Source organism: Anaerococcus degeneri (assembly GCF_017874475.1).
In the GTDB taxonomy this organism is placed as follows: Bacteria; Bacillota; Clostridia; order Tissierellales; family Peptoniphilaceae; genus Anaerococcus; species Anaerococcus degeneri.
Genome location: NZ_JAGGLO010000001.1, coordinates 570365 through 590192 on the forward strand (window position 1 = coordinate 570365; position 19828 = coordinate 590192).

Annotated in this window: 13 protein-coding genes; 1 reads left to right on the top strand and 12 read right to left on the bottom strand. The window is 34.2% G+C overall.

Going from position 1 to position 19828, the window contains the following annotated elements; all coding sequences use genetic code 11:
- Nucleotides 1-3 precede the first annotated feature (3 nt).
- Complete coding sequence (gene efp, locus J2Z38_RS02805; RefSeq protein ID WP_209772158.1) at nt 4-561, bottom strand: elongation factor P; 558 nt, start codon at nt 559-561, stop codon at nt 4-6.
- 154 nt (nt 562-715) lie between these two features.
- Between efp and J2Z38_RS02810 the strand changes: the two genes are divergently transcribed.
- Nucleotides 716-1879: a tRNA(Met) cytidine acetate ligase gene (locus J2Z38_RS02810; RefSeq protein WP_209772160.1), complete on the top strand. Its 1164-nt coding sequence runs from the start codon at nt 716-718 to the stop codon at nt 1877-1879.
- A gap of 15 nt (nt 1880-1894) precedes the next feature.
- On the opposite strand, the gene J2Z38_RS02815 is transcribed toward J2Z38_RS02810, so the two are convergent.
- From J2Z38_RS02815 to J2Z38_RS02865, 11 genes are all read right to left on the bottom strand, one after another.
- Nucleotides 1895-2380, bottom strand: a complete 486-nt coding sequence (locus J2Z38_RS02815; protein ID WP_209772164.1) for an ATPase — start codon at nt 2378-2380, stop codon at nt 1895-1897.
- 8 nt (nt 2381-2388) lie between these two features.
- The gene (gene coaD / locus J2Z38_RS02820; protein ID WP_209772168.1) at nt 2389-2871 is read right to left on the bottom strand and encodes a pantetheine-phosphate adenylyltransferase; all 483 of its coding nucleotides are present in this window, start codon (nt 2869-2871) and stop codon (nt 2389-2391) included.
- Entirely contained in the window at nt 2868-3410 is a 543-nt protein-coding gene (gene rsmD, locus J2Z38_RS02825) for a 16S rRNA (guanine(966)-N(2))-methyltransferase RsmD (RefSeq protein WP_209772171.1), read from the bottom strand. Before rsmD ends, coaD begins: the two co-directional genes overlap by 4 nt.
- Nucleotides 3410-5437, bottom strand: coding sequence for an ATP-dependent DNA helicase RecG (locus J2Z38_RS02830; RefSeq protein WP_209772174.1), 2028 nt, complete (start codon nt 5435-5437; stop codon nt 3410-3412). The genes rsmD and J2Z38_RS02830 overlap by 1 nt, the downstream gene beginning before the upstream one ends.
- A complete protein-coding gene (locus J2Z38_RS02835) occupies nt 5394-6962 on the bottom strand; it encodes a DAK2 domain-containing protein (RefSeq protein WP_209772177.1) in 1569 nt (522 codons plus the stop codon). The genes J2Z38_RS02830 and J2Z38_RS02835 overlap by 44 nt, the downstream gene beginning before the upstream one ends.
- A 7-nt stretch (nt 6963-6969) precedes the next feature.
- Nucleotides 6970-7323, bottom strand: coding sequence for an Asp23/Gls24 family envelope stress response protein (locus J2Z38_RS02840; protein ID WP_209772180.1), 354 nt, complete (start codon nt 7321-7323; stop codon nt 6970-6972).
- 190 nt (nt 7324-7513) lie between these two features.
- Complete coding sequence (nifJ, locus tag J2Z38_RS02845; protein ID WP_209772182.1) at nt 7514-11041, bottom strand: pyruvate:ferredoxin (flavodoxin) oxidoreductase; 3528 nt, start codon at nt 11039-11041, stop codon at nt 7514-7516.
- A 309-nt stretch (nt 11042-11350) separates the two neighbouring features.
- On the bottom strand, nt 11351-14875 hold the full coding sequence (nifJ, locus tag J2Z38_RS02850) for a pyruvate:ferredoxin (flavodoxin) oxidoreductase (protein WP_209772185.1): 3525 nt from the start codon (nt 14873-14875) through the stop codon (nt 11351-11353).
- A gap of 134 nt (nt 14876-15009) precedes the next feature.
- Entirely contained in the window at nt 15010-16011 is a 1002-nt protein-coding gene (gene hprK / locus J2Z38_RS02855; protein WP_209772188.1) for an HPr(Ser) kinase/phosphatase, read from the bottom strand.
- A gap of 3 nt (nt 16012-16014) precedes the next feature.
- Nucleotides 16015-17865 carry an excinuclease ABC subunit UvrC gene (uvrC, locus tag J2Z38_RS02860; RefSeq protein ID WP_209772191.1) on the bottom strand — a complete coding sequence of 617 codons (1851 nt, stop codon included), beginning with the start codon at nt 17863-17865 and terminating at the stop codon, nt 16015-16017.
- Complete coding sequence (locus J2Z38_RS02865; RefSeq protein ID WP_209772193.1) at nt 17862-19631, bottom strand: aminopeptidase P family protein; 1770 nt, start codon at nt 19629-19631, stop codon at nt 17862-17864. Before J2Z38_RS02865 ends, uvrC begins: the two co-directional genes overlap by 4 nt.
- Between the last annotated feature and the right edge of the window lie 197 nt (nt 19632-19828).

Consider the following 19828-nt stretch of genomic DNA (forward strand, 5'->3'; position numbering starts at 1 on the left):
CTCCTAAGCTCTTGATAGGTATTCGCCACTTCTAGTATCTATTTTAATTACATCGCCTTCGTTTACAAATATTGGTACATTTATTACTGCTCCAGTTTCTACTGTAGCTGGTTTTGTAACGTTAGTAGCAGTATCTCCCTTAACACCTGGCTCTGTTTTTACTACCTGAAGTTCTACAAAGTTTTGTGGATCAATAGAGAATGGTTTACCTTGGTAAAATTTGATAAGAACTGTATCATTCTCTCTTACATAAATGATGGCATCTTTAACATTGTCTTCTTCAATTCCGATTTGTTCGAAACTTTCTGGGTCCATAAAATAATATAATTGACCATCATTGTATAAATATTGCATTTCCTTTGTAGTAATAATAGCATTTTCAAATTTTTCGCTTGGGTTAAAGGTTACGTCTTTTGCACCACCGTTCATTACAGATCTAATTTTTGCTCTAACAAAAGCAGCTCCCTTACCTGGTTTAACGTGTTGGAAATCTACTACTTGATATACATCATTATCGTAAACGAATGTTACACCTTTTCTTAAATCATTTGCTGAAATCATAATTCCTCCTAGTTGATATTTCTTTAATTATTATACCATAATCACCCCTTAATTGAAAATTTTATTCATAAATATCAATCATATTCCATAAAAAATATGTATCTAATGATAAGTTTAATAAAATTAGTATAGTATGATAAATAAAGGAGTTTATATGAATACTTTAGGAATAATTTCTGAATTTAACCCCTTTCACAATGGGCATAAATATTTATTAGATAAAGCAAAAAAAGAATTAAAGCCTGACCTAGCTATCTCTATAATGAGCGGCGACTTTGTTCAAAGAGGTGAGGCTGCAATTATGGATAAATTTTCAAGAGCAAGGGTTGCTATTAATTGTGGCTTTGACCTCGTAATTGAAATGCCTGGCTTTGTAACTCTTCAATCCGCAGAATTTTTTGCTGAAAAATCTGTACATATTTTAAATAAAATGGATATTGATTATATAGTCTTTGGTATTGAGAACATAAATCCAGATGAGTTTTTGAAAGCAAGTCAAATTATTATAGAAAATGAAAGTAAAGTTGACTCTTTAATACAAAAACTCCTTGCTAGTGGGCTTTCCTATCCAAAAGCCCACAGCGAAGCCCTCCTAGGTTTTGTTTGCAAAGATTATTTATCTGCTAATAATATATTGGCCCTTGAATATATGAGAGCCCTTCATAGAACAAATTCAAAAATCAAAGCTTATCCTATAATGAGGATTAAAACAAAAAACGAAGACAAAAAGATAAATGATAAAAATTTCGCATCCTCAACAGCAATTCGAAATAATTTGAACAAGGATGTTAAAAACTTAATGCCCGATTCATCTTATAAAGAGCTTATTGATTTTAGCACCGAATATAAATCTTTCGATTATGATTATATTTACAAGATTTTTAAATATAAAATTCTCATAGAAAAATCTCCTATGAGTAATATTTTAGGCTATGAAGAAGGAATTGATAATTACTTATCTAAGATAGCTAGAATCAGCAATTCATATGATAATTTCCTAGACAAAGCAACATCTCTAAGATATACAAAATCTAGAATTAAAAGGCTTGTTATAAATTATATACTAGCTTATACTCTTGATTTAAATGATTACGACCTATCATTTATTAACATTCTTGCCTATAACAAAAAGGCCGCAGAAAATTTTAAAAATTTAAATAAAAACATAGATATCGTTATAAATAAAAGCGACTTAAAAAAATTAAATAACTCAGATTTATTAGTTTACAAAAAAATAATTGAAGCGTCAAACCTCTATAGCCTAGTAATAGGCAGAGAAATTGACTATGATTTTAGGCACAATAATAGACCTATCTAACGATAGGTCTAATTTTTATTTGTTTTCTAGAATTTTATTTTTATTTTGTTCTAGTTGTTGAGCAAGTTTGCTAAAGTTTGCCGCAGAACCTGTGAATAATCTATCAACATATTCATAAGATTGTTGTCTTATTTTCTTAGCTTCAGCTGCAGCTTCTTGTAGGATTCTGTCAGCTTCATTTCTTGCTTGTATGGTTAGTTCATGTTCACTCACCATTTTTTGGTATTGGCTCTTAGCTTGTTCCTTAAAGTTTTTGATTTCACCTTCTGCTTGGCTTCGTCTGTTATCAGCTTCTGCAGACGCTTCAGATAAAATCCTATCTTTTTCGTCAGTAACCCATTGAGCTTGTTTGATTTCTTCTGGAAGAGAATCTTTCATCTCGTTTAAAATTTCATAAATCTCATCTGGATCTACTGCTATTTTTTTTGAAAAAGGTACAGAGCTTGCCCCATCCATTATATCTTCCATCTCAAGAATAAGATCAGTAATTTTGTTTGCCATTTTTCCTCCTAATAATTAAATTTCTCTTTAATTTTCTTTTCAACGCTTGGACTTACAAAGGCTGATACATCGCCTTTAAAAGCTGCAATTTCTCTAACACCACTAGAGCTTACGAATGAATATGAAGGATTACTTAAAAGAAAGATTGTTTCAAGTCCTTCATATAAAGTCGAATTAACCCTTGCAATATTTTTTTCATACTCATAGTCTGTCACCCCTCTAAGCCCTCTAGCTACAAGCTTTACATCCATATCTTTAGCAAAGTTTACTAAAAGACCATCAAAAGAGTGAATTGAAATGTTAGTTAACTTTTTTTCTCTAATAGCCTCTTCTATAATGTCTTCTCTTTCTTCGACAGTAAATAGAGAGTTCTTGTTTTCATTATTTAATATAGCGACAATCACTTCATCAAACATATTACTTAATCTTTTGATAATGTCCATATGGCCCTCAGTGAGGGGATCGAAGCTACCTGGGTAAATTACTTTCATTTTGTATAAAATTTAATAAATTTCCTTCCATAGGATTTATCTTTTAAAACATTTAAGCCATATTTTTCAGAAAAATCCATATCCTTACTAGATTCAGTAATAACTATACCTTCTTCATCTAATAAGTCATATTCTAAAATATAAAACAAGGCTTTGTCGATGAAATCAGTTTCATAAGGAGGATCAAGAAAAATATAATCAAATTTAAGATTTTCCTGTCCGAAATCTTTTAAACACCTAACAAAATCATTTTTATATGTAAAAACATCCGGAGAATTTATCTTGTCTAAATTTTGTTTAAGGATAGAAAAATTAGAATAATTTTTTTCGTTAAAGTAAACTTCCTTCGCTCCTCTAGATAAAAATTCTATACCCATTTGGCCTGTACCTGCAAATAGGTCTAAGGCCTTGAAATCAGGCTTAAAAGGATAAAGCATATCAAAAATCGCTTCCTTTACCTTATTATCAGTAGGTCTTGATGTTTTTGATTTAGGGCTTAATAGATTGTATCCCTTGTATTTTCCTGCTACTACTTTCATCAGTTTAAAATAATATCCTTATCTTCATCAAAATAATCTTTTATATAATCAAGATTTACACCTTCAAAAGAATTTTCTCTTAAATAATCAAAAATTTCAAAGGTTTTTTCAGTATCTTCTTCGCTCATTTTTAAGTATTCTATCTCAGAAAGATTTTTACCATGCTGAATGAGGGATAAAATCTTTCCCCCTCCTCTTAACTCATAATCTTTTTGAGAGATTACAAAACCGTCATTAGAATCAACTAAAATTTTTAGCTTACTATTGGGATTTGTATCCTTACTTATTAAATAACAATAAGACTCATATTCTCCCCTTCCAACCCTACCCCTAAGTTGGTGGAGCTGGGATAAGCCAAAATTATTTGAATTATAAATAACCATGGTGTTTGCATTTGCAACATCGATTCCGACTTCTATTACAGTTGTGGAAACAATAATATCTATTTCATGATTATTAAACTTAGTTAAAATATCTTCTTTTATGCTAGACTTTAATTTGCCATGAAGTTTTTCTACCCTATAGGGTTTGAAAATTTTCTTATATTTATTATAAAGGTTTTCTACAGAATTTGTATCTTCTGCGTCAATATTTGTTGTTACGGCGTAAACTTGCCTACCTTTTTTGAGGCTATCTTTTATGTTTTCAAAGACAATTTCTTGATGGTCCTCATTTATAATACTAGTAAAAACTTCTGCCCTTCCCTTTGGAAGTTCATTTATTATGCTTAAATCAAGTATCTTATTTATCCTAAGACTTAAAGTCCTTGGAATTGGTGTGGCGGTCATTGTGAGATAATTTGTATTAATGCCTTTTCTCGCAAGTTCCTGTCTTTGTCTAACTCCAAACCTATGTTGCTCATCATTTACAACTAGTCTTAGATCCTTAAATTTAACGTCTTCTTCAATTAGGGCATGGGTTCCCACAACCATATCTATAGAGCCATCTTTAAGGCCTGCTTTTATCTCATCTTTTTGCCTTGTGGAACCAGTTAAAAGTGCAAGTTTTACACCAAGACAATCCATAAAATTCTTATACTTTTCAAATTGCTGGATAGCAAGGACTTCTGTTGGCACCATCATCGCTGATTGGTAGGAATTTTTTGCAAATACAAGCATTGCAAGCATAGCAACAATAGTCTTTCCTGAACCTACGTCACCGATTAAGAGCCTATTCATTGAAATTTCTTTACCTGAATCTTCTAATATTTCTTTTAGAGAACTTAATTGGGACCTAGTTAAAGAAAAATCAAGTTTTGATAAAATTTCATCCAAATTATAAGTTAAACTTATCTCTTGCTTTGTTCTTTGTAGCTTTCCTGCATAGTCTAAGAAAATTAATTCCTTTAACAAATCTCCTATTTTTATATCAGATTTCGCCTTAAATAAGGCATCAATATCTTTAGGGAAATGGACTTCATTTAAAGCTTCTTCCCTATCCAAAAGGTTGAATTTTTCTTTTATTTCTTTAGATAAAATTTCTTCCCTAGGATCAAAATTTTTGAGAGCTTCTTTTATAAAAGAATTTAGATTTTTCTGACTTAAGCCAGACGTTAAAGGATAGATAGAATAGATTCCACCTATTTCTTCACCATCCAAGTCCTCAAACAATGGATTTACAGATTCGTAAAAACCGTCTTTGTAAGTGACTTTTGTATAAAATTTATAAGTAGTATTTAATTTTATTTTTCTAATTGAAAACCTATCATTAAACCAAACAACCCTAATTTTCTTAAAATCACCTTCTGCGAAATACATATAAGAAATTGTCATATTCTTAAGTCTTTTGACATAGGGTTTAGATATTGCCTTCCATTCAAAATAGTAAGACCTTGTTGGAGTAGCCTTTAAAACACTTGACTTAAGCCTTCTATCTTCATATTCTCTCGGATAAAAGGAGTATAGGTCACTTATTGTATAAATATCAAGTCTAGCAAGGGCTTGAGCCTTTTTAGGCCCAATTCCCTTTAAGCTTGTTACATCTCTACTCAAGGGTAGCTTGGTAGTAATAAACTGGCTGACCGCCATAGACTAATTCGACATCTATATCCTTATAATCTTTGGAAAGCTTTTTAACAAGGTCTTTAGCCTTTCTCTTATCAGCTTCCTCACCATAATATAGGGTTATCAAAGAAATGTCATCGTCTTTATCAATGGCAACCTTGATTGCTTCTCTAGTAGTTTCCTCAATATTAGATTTAGTAGCTACAATATTACCATCTAGGATTCCTATATAGTCATCTTTTTTTATTTCAATATTGTTTACGCTTGTGTTTCTAATAGATATAGAAACTTCGACTGTATGCATATCAGCAATTGCATCTGTCATATTTTCAATGTTTTCTTCTATATCACTATCTTCATCAAATTCAAGCATAGCTGTGAAAGTTTCAGGTATTGATCTTGTTTCCAAAACCTGAGCATTTTTTTCAGTCAATTCACAAGCTTGTTTTGATGACATGATAATATTTTTATTATTTGGGAAAATAATTATATTTTCTGCAGCAATTTCTTCGATATTTTTATAGATGTCTTCTGTAGATGGGTTCATAGTTTGACCACCAGAAATAATCTTATCTATGTTCATAGATTTTAATATTTCATCAAAACCCTCGCCCCTTGAAACAGCTATAAATCCATATTTTTTTAAATTTTCTTCTTTTGACTCATTAACTTCTACATCCGGATTTGTATTTTCAACTTCAAGCTTAATTAGAAGTCCATCAACTAAAATCTTTGATATTATTTGTTGAGGATATTCAGAACGGGCCTCAGCCTTTAGATGACCATCCTTATACTCATAATCGAAATTAGTTGATATAGAGTCAATAGCATTACTTATATTTTTAAATTCATCTTCTTTGATTACAAGTTCAAATTTAATTATATAAGATCCTTCTTCTTCGCTTGCTGAAGATGAAAGGTCAATATCCCTATCAATATCTCCATTAAGAGCATTAAGAGCTCCTCTTAGAAGGAAAATCAAACCTTGTCCGCCTGAGTCAACTACTCCCGCTTCCTTAAGGACAGGAAGTTGCTTTGGTGTATTATCAAGAGCTATCTGACCTTCAGTGATAATTTCAACAAGATAATCATCTAGGTCCTTAGATTCATCAAAAGCTTCTTCAGCCTTTTCAGCCATTTTTCTTGCAACAGTTAGAATAGTACCTTCTGTTGGTTGCATAACAGCTCTATAAGCAGTTTTAGCTGCATTTTTAAATATTTCTCTTACTTCTATAGCGCCAATTTCATCCTTACCCTTAAGAGATTTTGACATTCCTCTCACTAATTGAGATAAAATAACTCCCGAGTTTCCTCTAGCACCCATAAGAGTACCTTGGCTTAAAGCTTTAGCTATTTCTTCAACACTTAATCCGCTGGTTTGATTTACCTTATCAACACCAGATTTCATGGTCATATTCATATTTGTACCAGTATCCCCATCAGGAACTGGGAATACATTTAATTCGTCTACAAGAGACTTATTCTCTTCTAAATATTTATAGGCTCCAATGACCATTTGTTGGAGCTTAACTGCATCAATAACTTTCATACTTCTCCTATCTATTGATTCCTTGAACATAGATATTTACTTCAGCAACATTAACATTCAAAGATTTTTCAATATTATATTTAACATTTTCGATTATATTTTGACATACCACAGGTATTCTTATTCCATATTCTAAGAATAGTGAAATGTAAATAGCAACTGTACCATTATCTCTTCTTATAACCTCAACGCCTCTTTGCATGTTATTAACTCCAAGAAGCTTATATAATCCATCCTTAGCTGATCTAGATGCAAGGCCTACAACTCCATAAGATTGCATAACACTTGCCACAGCAATATTTGCTATAACGGAATCATCGATTGTTACTTTTCCTAAATTATTTACATATCTGATCGTCATAATACCTCCAATGTGTATTAACAGTATATATTCATTTTATTTTATTATACCATAAAATTGCCAAGCTGATAAATTATTGACACTTATATGGTTCTTAAAATAATTATATAAGAATTAGTTAGGTAAATTATGTATTTTTTCACATAGAAAAAATCGCCTCTAATGGGCGATTCTTTCTTGCTTATAATATTTATTTGTTAGCTAGTTTTTTGTAAGCTTCATATCTTTCCTTAGCAGCTTTTTCAGCTTCTTGGTAAAGCTCGTCAGCTGTTTCTGGGAATGATCTCTTAAGTGATGAGTACCTTACCTCACCTTGGATAAATTCTTGGAATGATCCAGAAGGTTCTCTAGAGTCAAGTTGGAATGGATTTTTGCCCTCGTCAGCAAGTCTTGGGTCAAATCTCCATAAGTGCCAGTAACCAGCTTCTACAGCTTGTTTTTCTCTAAATTGTGATTTACCCATACCAATTCTGATACCGTGGTTAATACATGGAGCGTAAGCGATTATGATAGATGGACCATCATAGCTTTCAGCTTCCTTAATAGCTTTTAGAGTTTGGTTTTGGTTAGCACCCATAGCCACTTGTGCAACGTAGATATAACCATAAGAAGTCATCATTAGACCAAGGTCTTTCTTTCTAACCTTTTTACCAGATGCAGCGAATTGTGCTACTGCTGATAATGGTGTAGCTTTAGAAGATTGGCCACCTGTGTTAGAGTAAACTTCTGTATCGAATACGAAGATATTGATGTTTTCACCACTTGCTAGTACATGGTCAACACCGCCAAATCCGATATCGTAGCTCCATCCGTCACCACCAAAGATCCAAACAGATTTTTTAATCATGTAGTCTTTTAGTTTAAGGATGTTGTTTAGATATTTCTTAGCTTCTTCGCCTCCTACTTCTTCTTTTACATTTAGGATAGCTGCTGTAGCTTCTTTAGAAGCTTTTACATCATCTTTTCCTTCTAACCATGCTTTAAATGGTTCGTTGTATTGAGAGTCAAGACCTAGTTCTAGGAACTTAGCCATGTTATCTTCTAATAAGTGAGTATTTGCTTCAGCTGCAAGTTTCATACCATATCCGTATTCAGCAGCATCTTCAAATAATGAGTTACCCCAAGCTGGACCCTTACCTGTTGCAAGGTTCTTTGTATATGACATAGCTGGTGCAGAAGCTCCCCAGATTGAAGAACATCCTGTTGCGTTTGCTATATACATTCTATCACCAAATAATTGAGTGATTAATTTAGCGTATGGAGTTTCACCACAACCAGCACATGCACCTGAGAATTCGAATAATGGTTGTTTGAATTGGCTTCCCTTAAGTGTCATGTCATCCATAACATCTTCTTTGTAGCCAACAACTTCGTGAGCATATGTCCAGTTGTCTTTTTCTTTTTCTACTTCTTCTTCGAAAGGTTTCATTAGAAGAGCTTTCTTTGGAGCTGGACATACGTCAGCGCAGTTACCACAACCTGTACAGTCTAGTGGAGAAACTTGGATTCTGAAGTCATATCCGTCCATGCCCTTACCGATAGCTTTTTTAGTTTCAAAACCCTCAGGAGCATTAGCTTTTTCGTCTTCTGTTACTAAGAACGGTCTAATTACAGCGTGTGGACAAACGTATGAACATTGGTTACATTGGATACAGTTGTCTATTTGCCATTCTGGAACGTTAAGAGCTATACCTCTCTTTTCGTAAGCAGTTGTACCTGATTCGAATTCACCGTTTTCAATACCTGTGAAAGCAGAAACTGGAATGTCATCTTCTTTTTGTTCAAGCATTGGTTTAACGATATTTTTGATGAATTCTGGAAGTTCTCTTTCTTCTTTAACTTCATCAACAGCGTCTTTCCACTCAGCTGGTACTTCTACCTTGATTGGAGCTTCAAGACCTTGGTCTACTGCGTTGTAGTTCATGTTTACAATATCTTCACCCTTGTGACCATAAGATTTAACTATTGATTCTTTTAGGAATCTAACAGCATCTTCTACTGGAATAACTTTTGTTAGGTTGAAGAAAGCAGATTGCATGATCATGTTTGTTCTTCCACCAAGACCGATATTTTGAGCTATATGGCTTGCATCTAGGATGTAGAAGTCAATGTTCTTTTCAGCAAGAACTCTCTTCATATTAGCTGGAAGATGGTTTTCAAGATCTTCAACTGACCAAACAGTATTTAGTAAGAAAGTACCACCTTCTTTAATACCTGCTAGTAGGTCATATTGGTTAACGTAAGCTTGTTTTGAACAAGAAATAAAGTCAGCTTCGTCTAATAGGTATGTTGAAAGAATTGGTTCTTTACCAAATCTTAAGTGAGATACTGTTAGACCACCTGATTTTTTAGAGTCGTAGTCAAAGTAACCTTGAGCATACATGTCTGTATTATCACCGATGATCTTGATAGCTTGTTTGTTAGCACCTACAGTACCATCAGAACCGAATCCCCAGAATTTACATCTGCTAGTGCCTTCATTTCTAACTTTGAAGTCATCTCTTGGAAGTGATTTGTTAGTAACATCGTCTGTAATTGATAATGTGAAGTCGTGTTTTGGTTCATCTTTATCAAGATTATCATAAACAGCTTTGATATCTGCTGGAATAGTATCTTTTGATGATAGACCGAAGATACCGCCAATGATTAGTGGTCTTTCTTCTTCATCATAATAGCAAGCTTTAACATCTAAGTAAAGTGGGCTTCCAACAGCACCTTTTTCTTTTGTTCTGTCAAGGACAGCAATTTTCTTTACTGAAGCTGGGATAGCTTTTAGTAAGTGTTCTTTAGAGAATGGTCTGTAAAGGTGAACTTCTACCATACCAACTTTTCTGCCTTCTTTTAGAAGAACATCGATAGTTTCTCTTGCTGTTTGACATACAGAACCCATAGCAACGATGATATTTTCAGCATCATCAGCGCCATAGTAAGTGAATAAACCGTAGTTTGTATCAATAAGTTCATTGATTTTGTTCATATAGTTTTCAACTATACCAACTATATCTGTATAAGCGTGGTTGCTTGCTTCTGTTCTTTGGAAGAAGATATTCTTTTCAGCTGTACCCATGTGTTTTGGTCTTTCTGGGTTAAGTGAGTGGTTTTTGAATTCTTCTACTGCTTCGTAGTCAAGTAGTGGAGCTAGGTCTTTGTAATCCCAAACTGCTACTTTTTGAATTTCGTGACTTGTTCTGAATCCGTCAAAGAAGTTGATGAATGGTAATCTACCTTCTATAGCTGATAAGTGAGCTACTGGTGATAGGTCCATTACTTCTTGAACTGAGTTAGATACAAGCATAGCACAACCTGTTTGTCTTGCTGCCATTACGTCTGAATGGTCGCCGTAGATTGATAAAGCATGTGTGGCTATTGTTCTTGCAGATACATGGAATACTCCTGGTAGTCTTTCACCAGCTATTTTATACATGTTAGGAATCATTAATAATAGACCCTGACTTGCTGTGTATGTAGATGTAAGTGCTCCTGCTGCTAGTGAACCGTGCATAGCTCCTGCTGCACCTGCTTCTGATTGCATCTCTTTAACTTTAACTTCTTGACCAAATAAGTTTTTACGTCCGTTTGCTGCCCAAACGTCAACGCTTTCTGGCATTGGTGAAGAAGGAGTGATTGGATATATAGTAGCTACATCAGTAAACGCATATGATACGTGTGCTGCTGCTGTGTTACCATCCATTGTCTTCATTGCTCTAGTAACTGTCATCTAGACCTCCTAATATAATTATAAGCAATTATCGTTAACACTACTATAAGTATAATTAATTATATATTTTTTGTCAAGGGCATAAAAAAATATTTGCATTCTTTATTCACAAGGATACTTTAACCTCTATTATTCACCCTTTTCCAAACAATGATTTTTATCCATTTGTATATTTGAAATCTTTAATAAAATATTAATATATGAATAAATATGCCTGTTATCAAAACTATTATGAATAATATTTTATTTCTTTAAAGTTGTACATAGTCATAAAAAGAAGCAAGCATCCGCCTGCTTCTTTATTTGAAATTATTTTCCTGCTAGTCTCTTATAGGTATTATATCTCGCCTTGGCTGCTTTTTCTGCTTCTTCATAAAGTTGGTCAGCGGTTTCTGGGAAAGATCTCTTAAGTGATGAATACCTAACTTCTCCTTGGATAAATTCTTGGAAGGATTCTGTTGGCTCCTTAGAATCTAATTGGAATGGATTCTTACCCTCATCTTCTAGCCTTGGGTCATATCTCCAAAGGTGCCAGTAACCAGCATCAACAGCTTGTTTTTCCCTGTATTGAGATTTACCCATACCCATCCTTATTCCGTGGTTGATACAAGGAGCGTAGGCAATTATGATGGATGGACCGTCGTAGCTTTCAGCCTCTCTCATAGCCTTCAAGCATTGGTTTTGGTTGGCTCCCATAGCTACTTGGGCTACATAAATGTATCCGTAGGTTGATAACATCAGACCAAGGTCTTTTTTCCTTACTTTCTTACCTGAAGCCGCAAATTGAGCAACTGCAGCAAGTGGTGTTGCCTTTGAAGATTGGCCACCAGTGTTTGAATAAACTTCTGTATCAAAAACTAGGATATTTACGTCTTCACCACTAGCTAGAACATGGTCTACTCCTCCGTAACCAATATCATAAGACCATCCGTCTCCGCCAAAAATCCAAACAGATTTTTTGATGAGGTAATCTTTAAGATCGTAAATTTTTTCTATAAGTTCCTGGCCTTTTTCATTAGAAACTTTTTCTTCCTTAAGTCTTAATATTTCAGCTGTTGCTTCTTTTGAACCCTTGACATCATCTTTGTTTTCTATCCAACTTTCAAAAGCCTTATTTAACGGACTATCAAGTTTAAGGTCTAGGAAATCTTTCATATAAACTTCTAGTAAGTGTTTATTAGAATCAGTTGCAAGTTTCATACCATAGCCATACTCAGCGTTATCTTCAAATAGTGAGTTTGCCCAAGATGGACCCTTGCCTTCACAGTTTTTCGCATAAGAAACTGAAGGTGCACTTGCTCCCCAAATTGATGAACATCCTGATGCATTTGCAATTAGCATCCTATCTCCGAATAATTGGGTGATTACAGTTGCATATGGAGTTTCACCACAGCCTGCACATGCACCAGAAAATTCAAGTAGTGGTCTCTTAAATTGGCTGCCCTTGACAGAAGAATCATCCATTACATCTTCTTTGTACCCAACAACTTCGTGTGCATATGTCCAGTTGTCTTTTTCTTTTTCTACTTCTTCTTCGAAAGGTTTCATTAGAAGAGCTTTCTTTGGAGCTGGACATACGTCAGCACAGTTGCCACAGCCTGTACAGTCAAGTGGTGAGATTTGAATTCTGAAATCATAACCATCCATGCCCTTACCAATAGCCTTCTTTGTTTCAAAGCCGGCTGGTGCCTTAGCTTTTTCTTCTTCTGTTACTAAGAATGGTCTTATTACTGCATGTGGACATACAAATGAACATTGGTTACATTGGATACACTTATCAATTTGCCATTCTGGTACATTTAGAGCAACGCCCCTCTTTTCATATTGGGTTGTAGCTGTTTCCCATGCACCATTATCAATATCTTTAAAAGCTGAAACCGGAATATCATCTTCTTTTTGTTCTTCCATTGGTTTTACAATATTTTTAATAAAATCTGGAAGGTCTAATTCTTTTTTATCTTCGTCTTTAGCATCAAACCAAGCTTCCGGAATATCAATCTTTTCATAAGCGCTAGAGCCCATATCTACAGCCTTGTAGTTCATGGCAACTATATCTTCACCCTTATGGCCATAAGCCTTTACAATAGAGTCTTTAAGATATCTCATTGCGTCATCTGTATCTATAACCTTAGTTAAGTTAAAGAAGGCTGACTGCATAATCATATTGGTCCTAGAACCAAGTCCAATTTCTTCTGCGATGTGACTAGCATCAATGATGTAGAAGTTAATCTTGTGTTTAGCTAGGTATCTCTTCATGGATCCTGGAAGATGGTCTTCGAGTTCTTCTTTTGACCAAACTGTATTTAATAAGAATATTCCATCGTCCTTTAATCCATAAAGAAGATCATAATTAAATACATAAGCTTGCTTTGAACAAGAAATGAAGTCTGCTTCATCTAATAAATAGGTTGAAAGAATAGGTTCCTTGCCAAATCTTAAGTGAGATACTGTTAGACCACCTGATTTTTTAGAATCGTAATCAAAGTAGGCTTGGACATACATGTCGGTATTGTCGCCTATTATTTTAATAGCTTCCTTATTGGCACCAACCGTTCCGTCAGAACCAAAGCCCCAGAACTTGCATCTTGATTGGCCTTCATGTCTGATTCTTAAGTCTGTTCTTTGGAGAGATTTAAAGGTCACATCATCATGGATAGCTAAGGTGAAGTCTTTTTTCATTTCCCCCTTAAGATTATCAAAGGCTGCTTCAATATCAGCTGGGATTGTATCCTTAGATCCCAATCCAAACCTACCGCCAATGATTTCTGGTTTGTTTTCTTCGTCATAAAAAGCAGTAACAACGTCTTTATAAAGCGGTTCACCGTCAGCACCTTTTTCTTTAGTCCTATCAAGAACCGCAATTCTTTTGACTGTTTTTGGTATTACTTTTAATAAGTGTTCTTTAGAGAAAGGTCTAAAAAGGTGAACTTCAACAAGTCCTACTTTTTCTCCTTTTTTTCTTATTTCGTCAATAGTTTCCCTAATAGCTTGGCAGCCAGAACCCATAGCTATTAAAATCCTGTCTGCTTCAGGATCTCCATAATAATTAAATAGTCCGTAGTTTGTACCTATGAGTTCATTAATTTTATTCATATAATCTTCCACTATGCCAGGAAGTTCCTGGTAAATTGTATTTGAAGCTTCAGTAGCTTGGAAAAATATATTCTTCTGAGCTGTGCCCATGGTCTTTGGTCTTTCTGGGTTTAGTGATGAATTTTTGAATTTTTTAACTGCTTCATAGTCAACTAATGGACAAAGATCTTTATAATCCCAAACATCAATCTTTTGGATTTCATGGCTTGTTCTAAATCCATCAAAGAATTGTAAGAATGGAATCCTGGCCTTAATTGCTGATAAGTGGGCAACAGCACCTAGGTCCATTACCTCTTGGACAGAATTAGCTGCCATCATTGCCACGCCTGTTTGTCTAACAGCCATTACGTCAGAATGATCGCCATAAATTGATAAAGCGTGAGTTGCAAGAGTTCTTGCTGCAACGTGGAATACTCCAGGCAGACGTTCTCCTGCTATCTTATAAAGGTTAGGAATCATTAATAATAGTCCCTGGCTAGATGAATATGTAGTAGTAAGGGCACCGGCTCCTAAAGCACCGTGCATAGCTCCAGCTGCTCCACCTTCTGATTCCATTTCTTTAACTATAACTTCTTTGCCAAAAATATTCTTTCTTCCATTGGCTGCCCAAACATCAACGCACTCAGGCATTGGTGACGATGGAGTAATTGGAAATATAGTTGCTACTTCTGTAAATGCATATGAAATATGAGCTGCCGCTGTATTTCCATCCATTGTTTTCTTAGCTCTTTTTATTGTCATAACTTACCTTCCTTTTGTTATTTCTAAATAGAGAAATATGTATTATGGGATAATTTATACTCCCACAATTTTATTATATAGGAAAAAGTTATCCTTTACAAATATTTATCCACAAAAAAATAGGAGCTATGCTCCTATAATTCTTTTTCTTCCTCAAGTCTTTCAGGGTGAAAAATACTATCTGTCATCACTCTTGCGGCATTATATCCAAAAGCCTTTTCTCTTTGGTTCATGGCTGCGACTTCGATTATTAGGGCAATATTTCTACCTGCCCTTACTGGTACAACTAGGTGGGGAAGCTTAATTCCCAAAAGTTCGATATAGTGCTCATCAATACCAAGCCTATCGTACTCGTAATCATCCTTCCATTGTTCTAGCTCAATTACCATATCTACTTCGGCTTGCATTTTTATAGCACCCGAACCATAAAGTCTACGAACATTTATAATTCCAAGACCCCTTAGTTCCATGAAATGCCTGATATTTTCTGGCGCTTCTCCAATGATTTTTTTATCAATAGCTGTTATATCAACCATATCATCCGCGACTAACCTGTGGCCCCTTGCTACAAGTTCAAGAGCAGTTTCAGACTTACCAACAGATGATTTTCCCATTATTAAGACACCAATACCAAAAACTTCTAGGAGTTCACCATGAACATTAGTTGTAGGTGCTAGTTGGTATTCTAGCTGATCAGATATATCCGAAATTAACTTGGTTGTCTTGGCAGGTGACCTCAAAAGAGTGATATTATAGTATCTAGCAAGGTCAACTATATCTTCATTTATTTCCCTATTAGAAGAAAAAATCACAGCGGGTATATCGTAAGATAAGATTCCCCTAAATCTCTCATATTGCATCTTACTATCAAGACTTGTTAGATAATTATATTCAACAGTCCCAATTACCTGGAGCCTCTTATATGGAAATCTCTCCATGTAACCGGTTAGCTGAAGACCAGGCCTATTTACATCTGCATTTTCAAGAACAATCTCATCATAATCTGTGGATGAGCTTATAATTTCAAGACCCAGATTTTCCACAACTTTAGAAAGATGAACAGTCTTCTCACTTGCTCCCGAATTTACTTCTGTTATTTCATCACTCTTATCTTTTATATCATTAAATTCTGTCATTAACTATCCTTTCAGCCTAAAATACTTATAGATTTCAAGCGCACCTTCTTTGCCAACTAATGGTACTTCCATAAGTTCTTCAACACTCGCTTTTTTTATATTAGCTATTGTTTTAAAATGCTTATACAAATTGGCCTTGGTTTTCTTGCCTACTCCCTTGATATTATCAAGCTCTGACTTTTTCATGGACTTTCTCATTAGAGACCTGTGGTAATTTATAGCAAACCTGTGAGCTTCCTCTTGGATTTCATATATTAACTTATAGACTGGATCTCTCCTTTTTATAGGAATTTCCTCGTTGTTATAAATTATTCCCCTAGTCGTGTGCTTATCGTCTTTAACAAGGCCTGCAACTTCTATATCAATTTCCATTTCCTTAAAAACTTCCTTGGCTACTGTCACTTGGCCCTTGCCACCATCCATCAAAATCAAATCAGGAAGCTTACCAAAACCTGTGTGAGTACTTCCCTTTGCAATTTCTTTCTTTGCATTAGTAAACCTGCGGGTTAGAACTTCTTTGAGAGATGCATAATCATTTGGTCCTTCTATAGTTTTAATCTTAAATTTCCTATATTCCTTAGGACTTGAAATTCCATTTTCAAACACCACCATGGAGCCAACAGATTGGACTCCTGAAGTATTTGAAATATCGTAGGCCTCAATCCTGTTTATCTTTTCTATATTCAATATTTCCTTTAACTGGTTAAGTCCCGAAGATTTATTTCTTTCTTTTTTATCAATTCTTTTTTCGTATTTAATTCGCATGTCTGCAGCATTTCTGCTAGCCATGGTAACAAGTTCAAGTTTCTTTCCTAACTTTGGTTGATGGATAATAACCTTAGATCCTTTTTTCTGACTTAGGTATTCTGCGATGGTTTCGACATCACTAGGCAAGCTTTGAACAAAAACTTCCTTTGGAATAAACAATAAGTCTAAATAAAATTGCTTCATGAATGAGGACATAATATCATCTTCTTTTTCAGCAAAGTCATTTTTGATAATAAAGTGTTCCCTATCAACTATATGTCCTTTTCTCATAAAGAATACTTGGACAACTATGATAGACATACCCTTGCTAAAGGCGATTATGTCTACATCTTCACCCGTTGTTTCTGTAACGTATTGTCTTTCAGAAATTATAGAAAGTGCCCTGTAGTAATCTCTATACTTGGCGGCCATCTCAAAATTAAGTTTGGCGCTTTCTGCATTCATTTTACAAAGAACCTTATCTGGAATAGTCCTATCCTTCTTATCAAGAAAGAGCCTAACGTCTTCCATATTTTTTAGGTATCTAGTCTCATCCTCAGCCCCTATGCATGGTCCATTACACTTTTTTATAAAATAATTTAGGCAGGGCCTATCGAGGCTTTGACCCTTGTCGAAATTCAAATTACATGTCCTAAAGGGATAATAATCATGAAATAGATCGATAGCGTCATTTACAGCATAGGCATCTGGATATGGCCCAAAATAATCTGCCCCATCCTTATGGACTTGTCTTACTTTTTGGATTCTTGGAAATTTTTCTTTATTTATCTTTATATAGGGATATTGTTTGTCATCCCTTAAAACAATATTGTATTTTGGTCTATTTTTTTTAATTAGGTTAGACTCAAGGACCAAGGCTTCCACTTCATTTTGAACAATTATATATTCAAAATCAGCTATATGACTAACCATAGCAAGTACTTTGGCTCCCTTGTTTTTGTTGTTGTCAAAATACTGTCTAACCCTATTTTTTAGAGAAATGGCCTTGCCGACATAAATTATTTCGCCTTGGTCATTTCTCATTATATATACACCAGGTTTTTCTGGCAGTTCTTTTAATTTTTCTTTAAGTTCTTTACGACTCAAATTTCCTTACAACTCTCTTTCAAGTAATCTAAATCATGACCTTCAAGGTATGGACTTAGAAGTTCGTAGCATTTTCTGTTATAGGCATTTACCCAATCAATTTCTTCTGTACTTAGCATCTCTGATTTTATTGGTCTAGTATCAAGTGGTACATAGGTTAAAGTTTCAAATTCCAAGAAATGACCAAATTCATTATCAAAAGCCTTTTTAACATAGGCTTCATTTTCTATCCTAATACCATGGCTATTTTCGATATAAAGTCCAGGTTCTATTGAAGTTGTCATATTTTCTACAAATTCAACTTCATTTCTTTCCGAAATTGCCTGTGGGCCTTCGTGTACTGTGAGAACAAAACCAACTCCATGGCCTGTGCCGTGGAAAAAGTCCTTACCCGCCTTCCAAAGTGGGTATTTAGCAATCATATCTAATCTAGAACCCTTAGTCCTATTTTTAAATTTGGCTAAAAATAGAGATAAAAATGATTTTAAAACTAGGGTGTAATCTATTTTTTCATTTTCTCTTAGGCTTCCTAAAGCTATAGTCCTAGTAATATCTGTAGTTCCTTCTTTATAATGTCCACCTGAATCAACAAGGATTAAGCCCTCATCTCTTATAGTTTTAGAACCAGTTTTGGATGGTGCATAGTGAACTATAGCTGCATTTTCCTTATAACCTGCTATAGTTTCAAATGAATCTTCAATAAAGCTTTCATTCTCAGCTCTTAAGTCATGAAGTTTATTTGATGCCACAAGCTCGTTTAAAGATCCAGTTTTTGCCCCAACTTCAAGCCAGTTAAAGAATTTCACAAGGCTAACACCGTCTAAGATATAGGCCTTTTTAATATTTTCTATCTCTGTATCTGTCTTGATAGATTTCATGTAAGTTGTAAGGTTTGTCCCTTGACTTATTTTGACATTTGAATTTATAGAATCATATACAGCAACATTTGTCCTTGCTGGATCTAGGTAAATTCTGTTTTTACCTGGAATGTTTTTTAATAAGGTGTAAATATAATCGTAAGAATAAATTGTAATGTCATTTTCTTCTAGATAATCACGTACACTCCCTTCTAACTTGTCCTCATCTATACATAGGTAGGCCTTATCTTGTGATACAAGCATATAAGAAAGGATAACTGGATTAAAATCTACGTCATTGCCTCGGATATTTAGTAGGTAGCAAATATCTTCTGGTGCACCAATAAAAGTATAGTCGCTATCATTTTCTGACATTTTTTCTCTTAGGATTGTAAGTTTATCTTTAAGACTTAAACCACAATATTTTTCATCGTGTATCCAAGCCTTATCTTTTGGCAATTCAGGTCTATCTGTCCAAATCTGTGAAATATAATCAAGGTCTGAAACTAAGATCCTTGCCCCCATATTTTCAGATAATTCCTTATAACCAGTTACTGAATAGCATTTTCCATCAAAACCAATTTTCCCAAATTCTGCTATATTTTGATCCAAATATTCTAAAATAGTTGGATAACCTTCAACACCCATCTTCATTAGTTCAAACTCAGATGTAGCTAATTCTTTTTGAGCTTGGAGAAAATATCTTGAATCAGTCCAAAGTCTTGCCTCTTTTAAAGTAATCACAGCTGTTCCTGCAGAACCAGTAAAGCCTGAAATAAATTCTCTAGTTTTGTAATGATCAGCTAAATACTCTGATTGGTGAGGGTCTGAACTGGCAACTATATAAGCATCAATTTTTCTATCTTTCATCAAAGATCTTAATTCTTCTAATCTTTTATCAATATTCATCCTTTTCTCCTAATTATTAAATTGGGCAATTTTTCCTTGCCATAAGTCTTAATAATATTTTATCATAGTTTAATATTATTTCTATATACAATTATACCTGACTTAAGTCTTATTATAAGCATGATTTTGATTGATTTTTTCTTTAAATCCATTATAATATAAGCGTTATATAAATTAAAAAAGAGAGAGTGAATAAG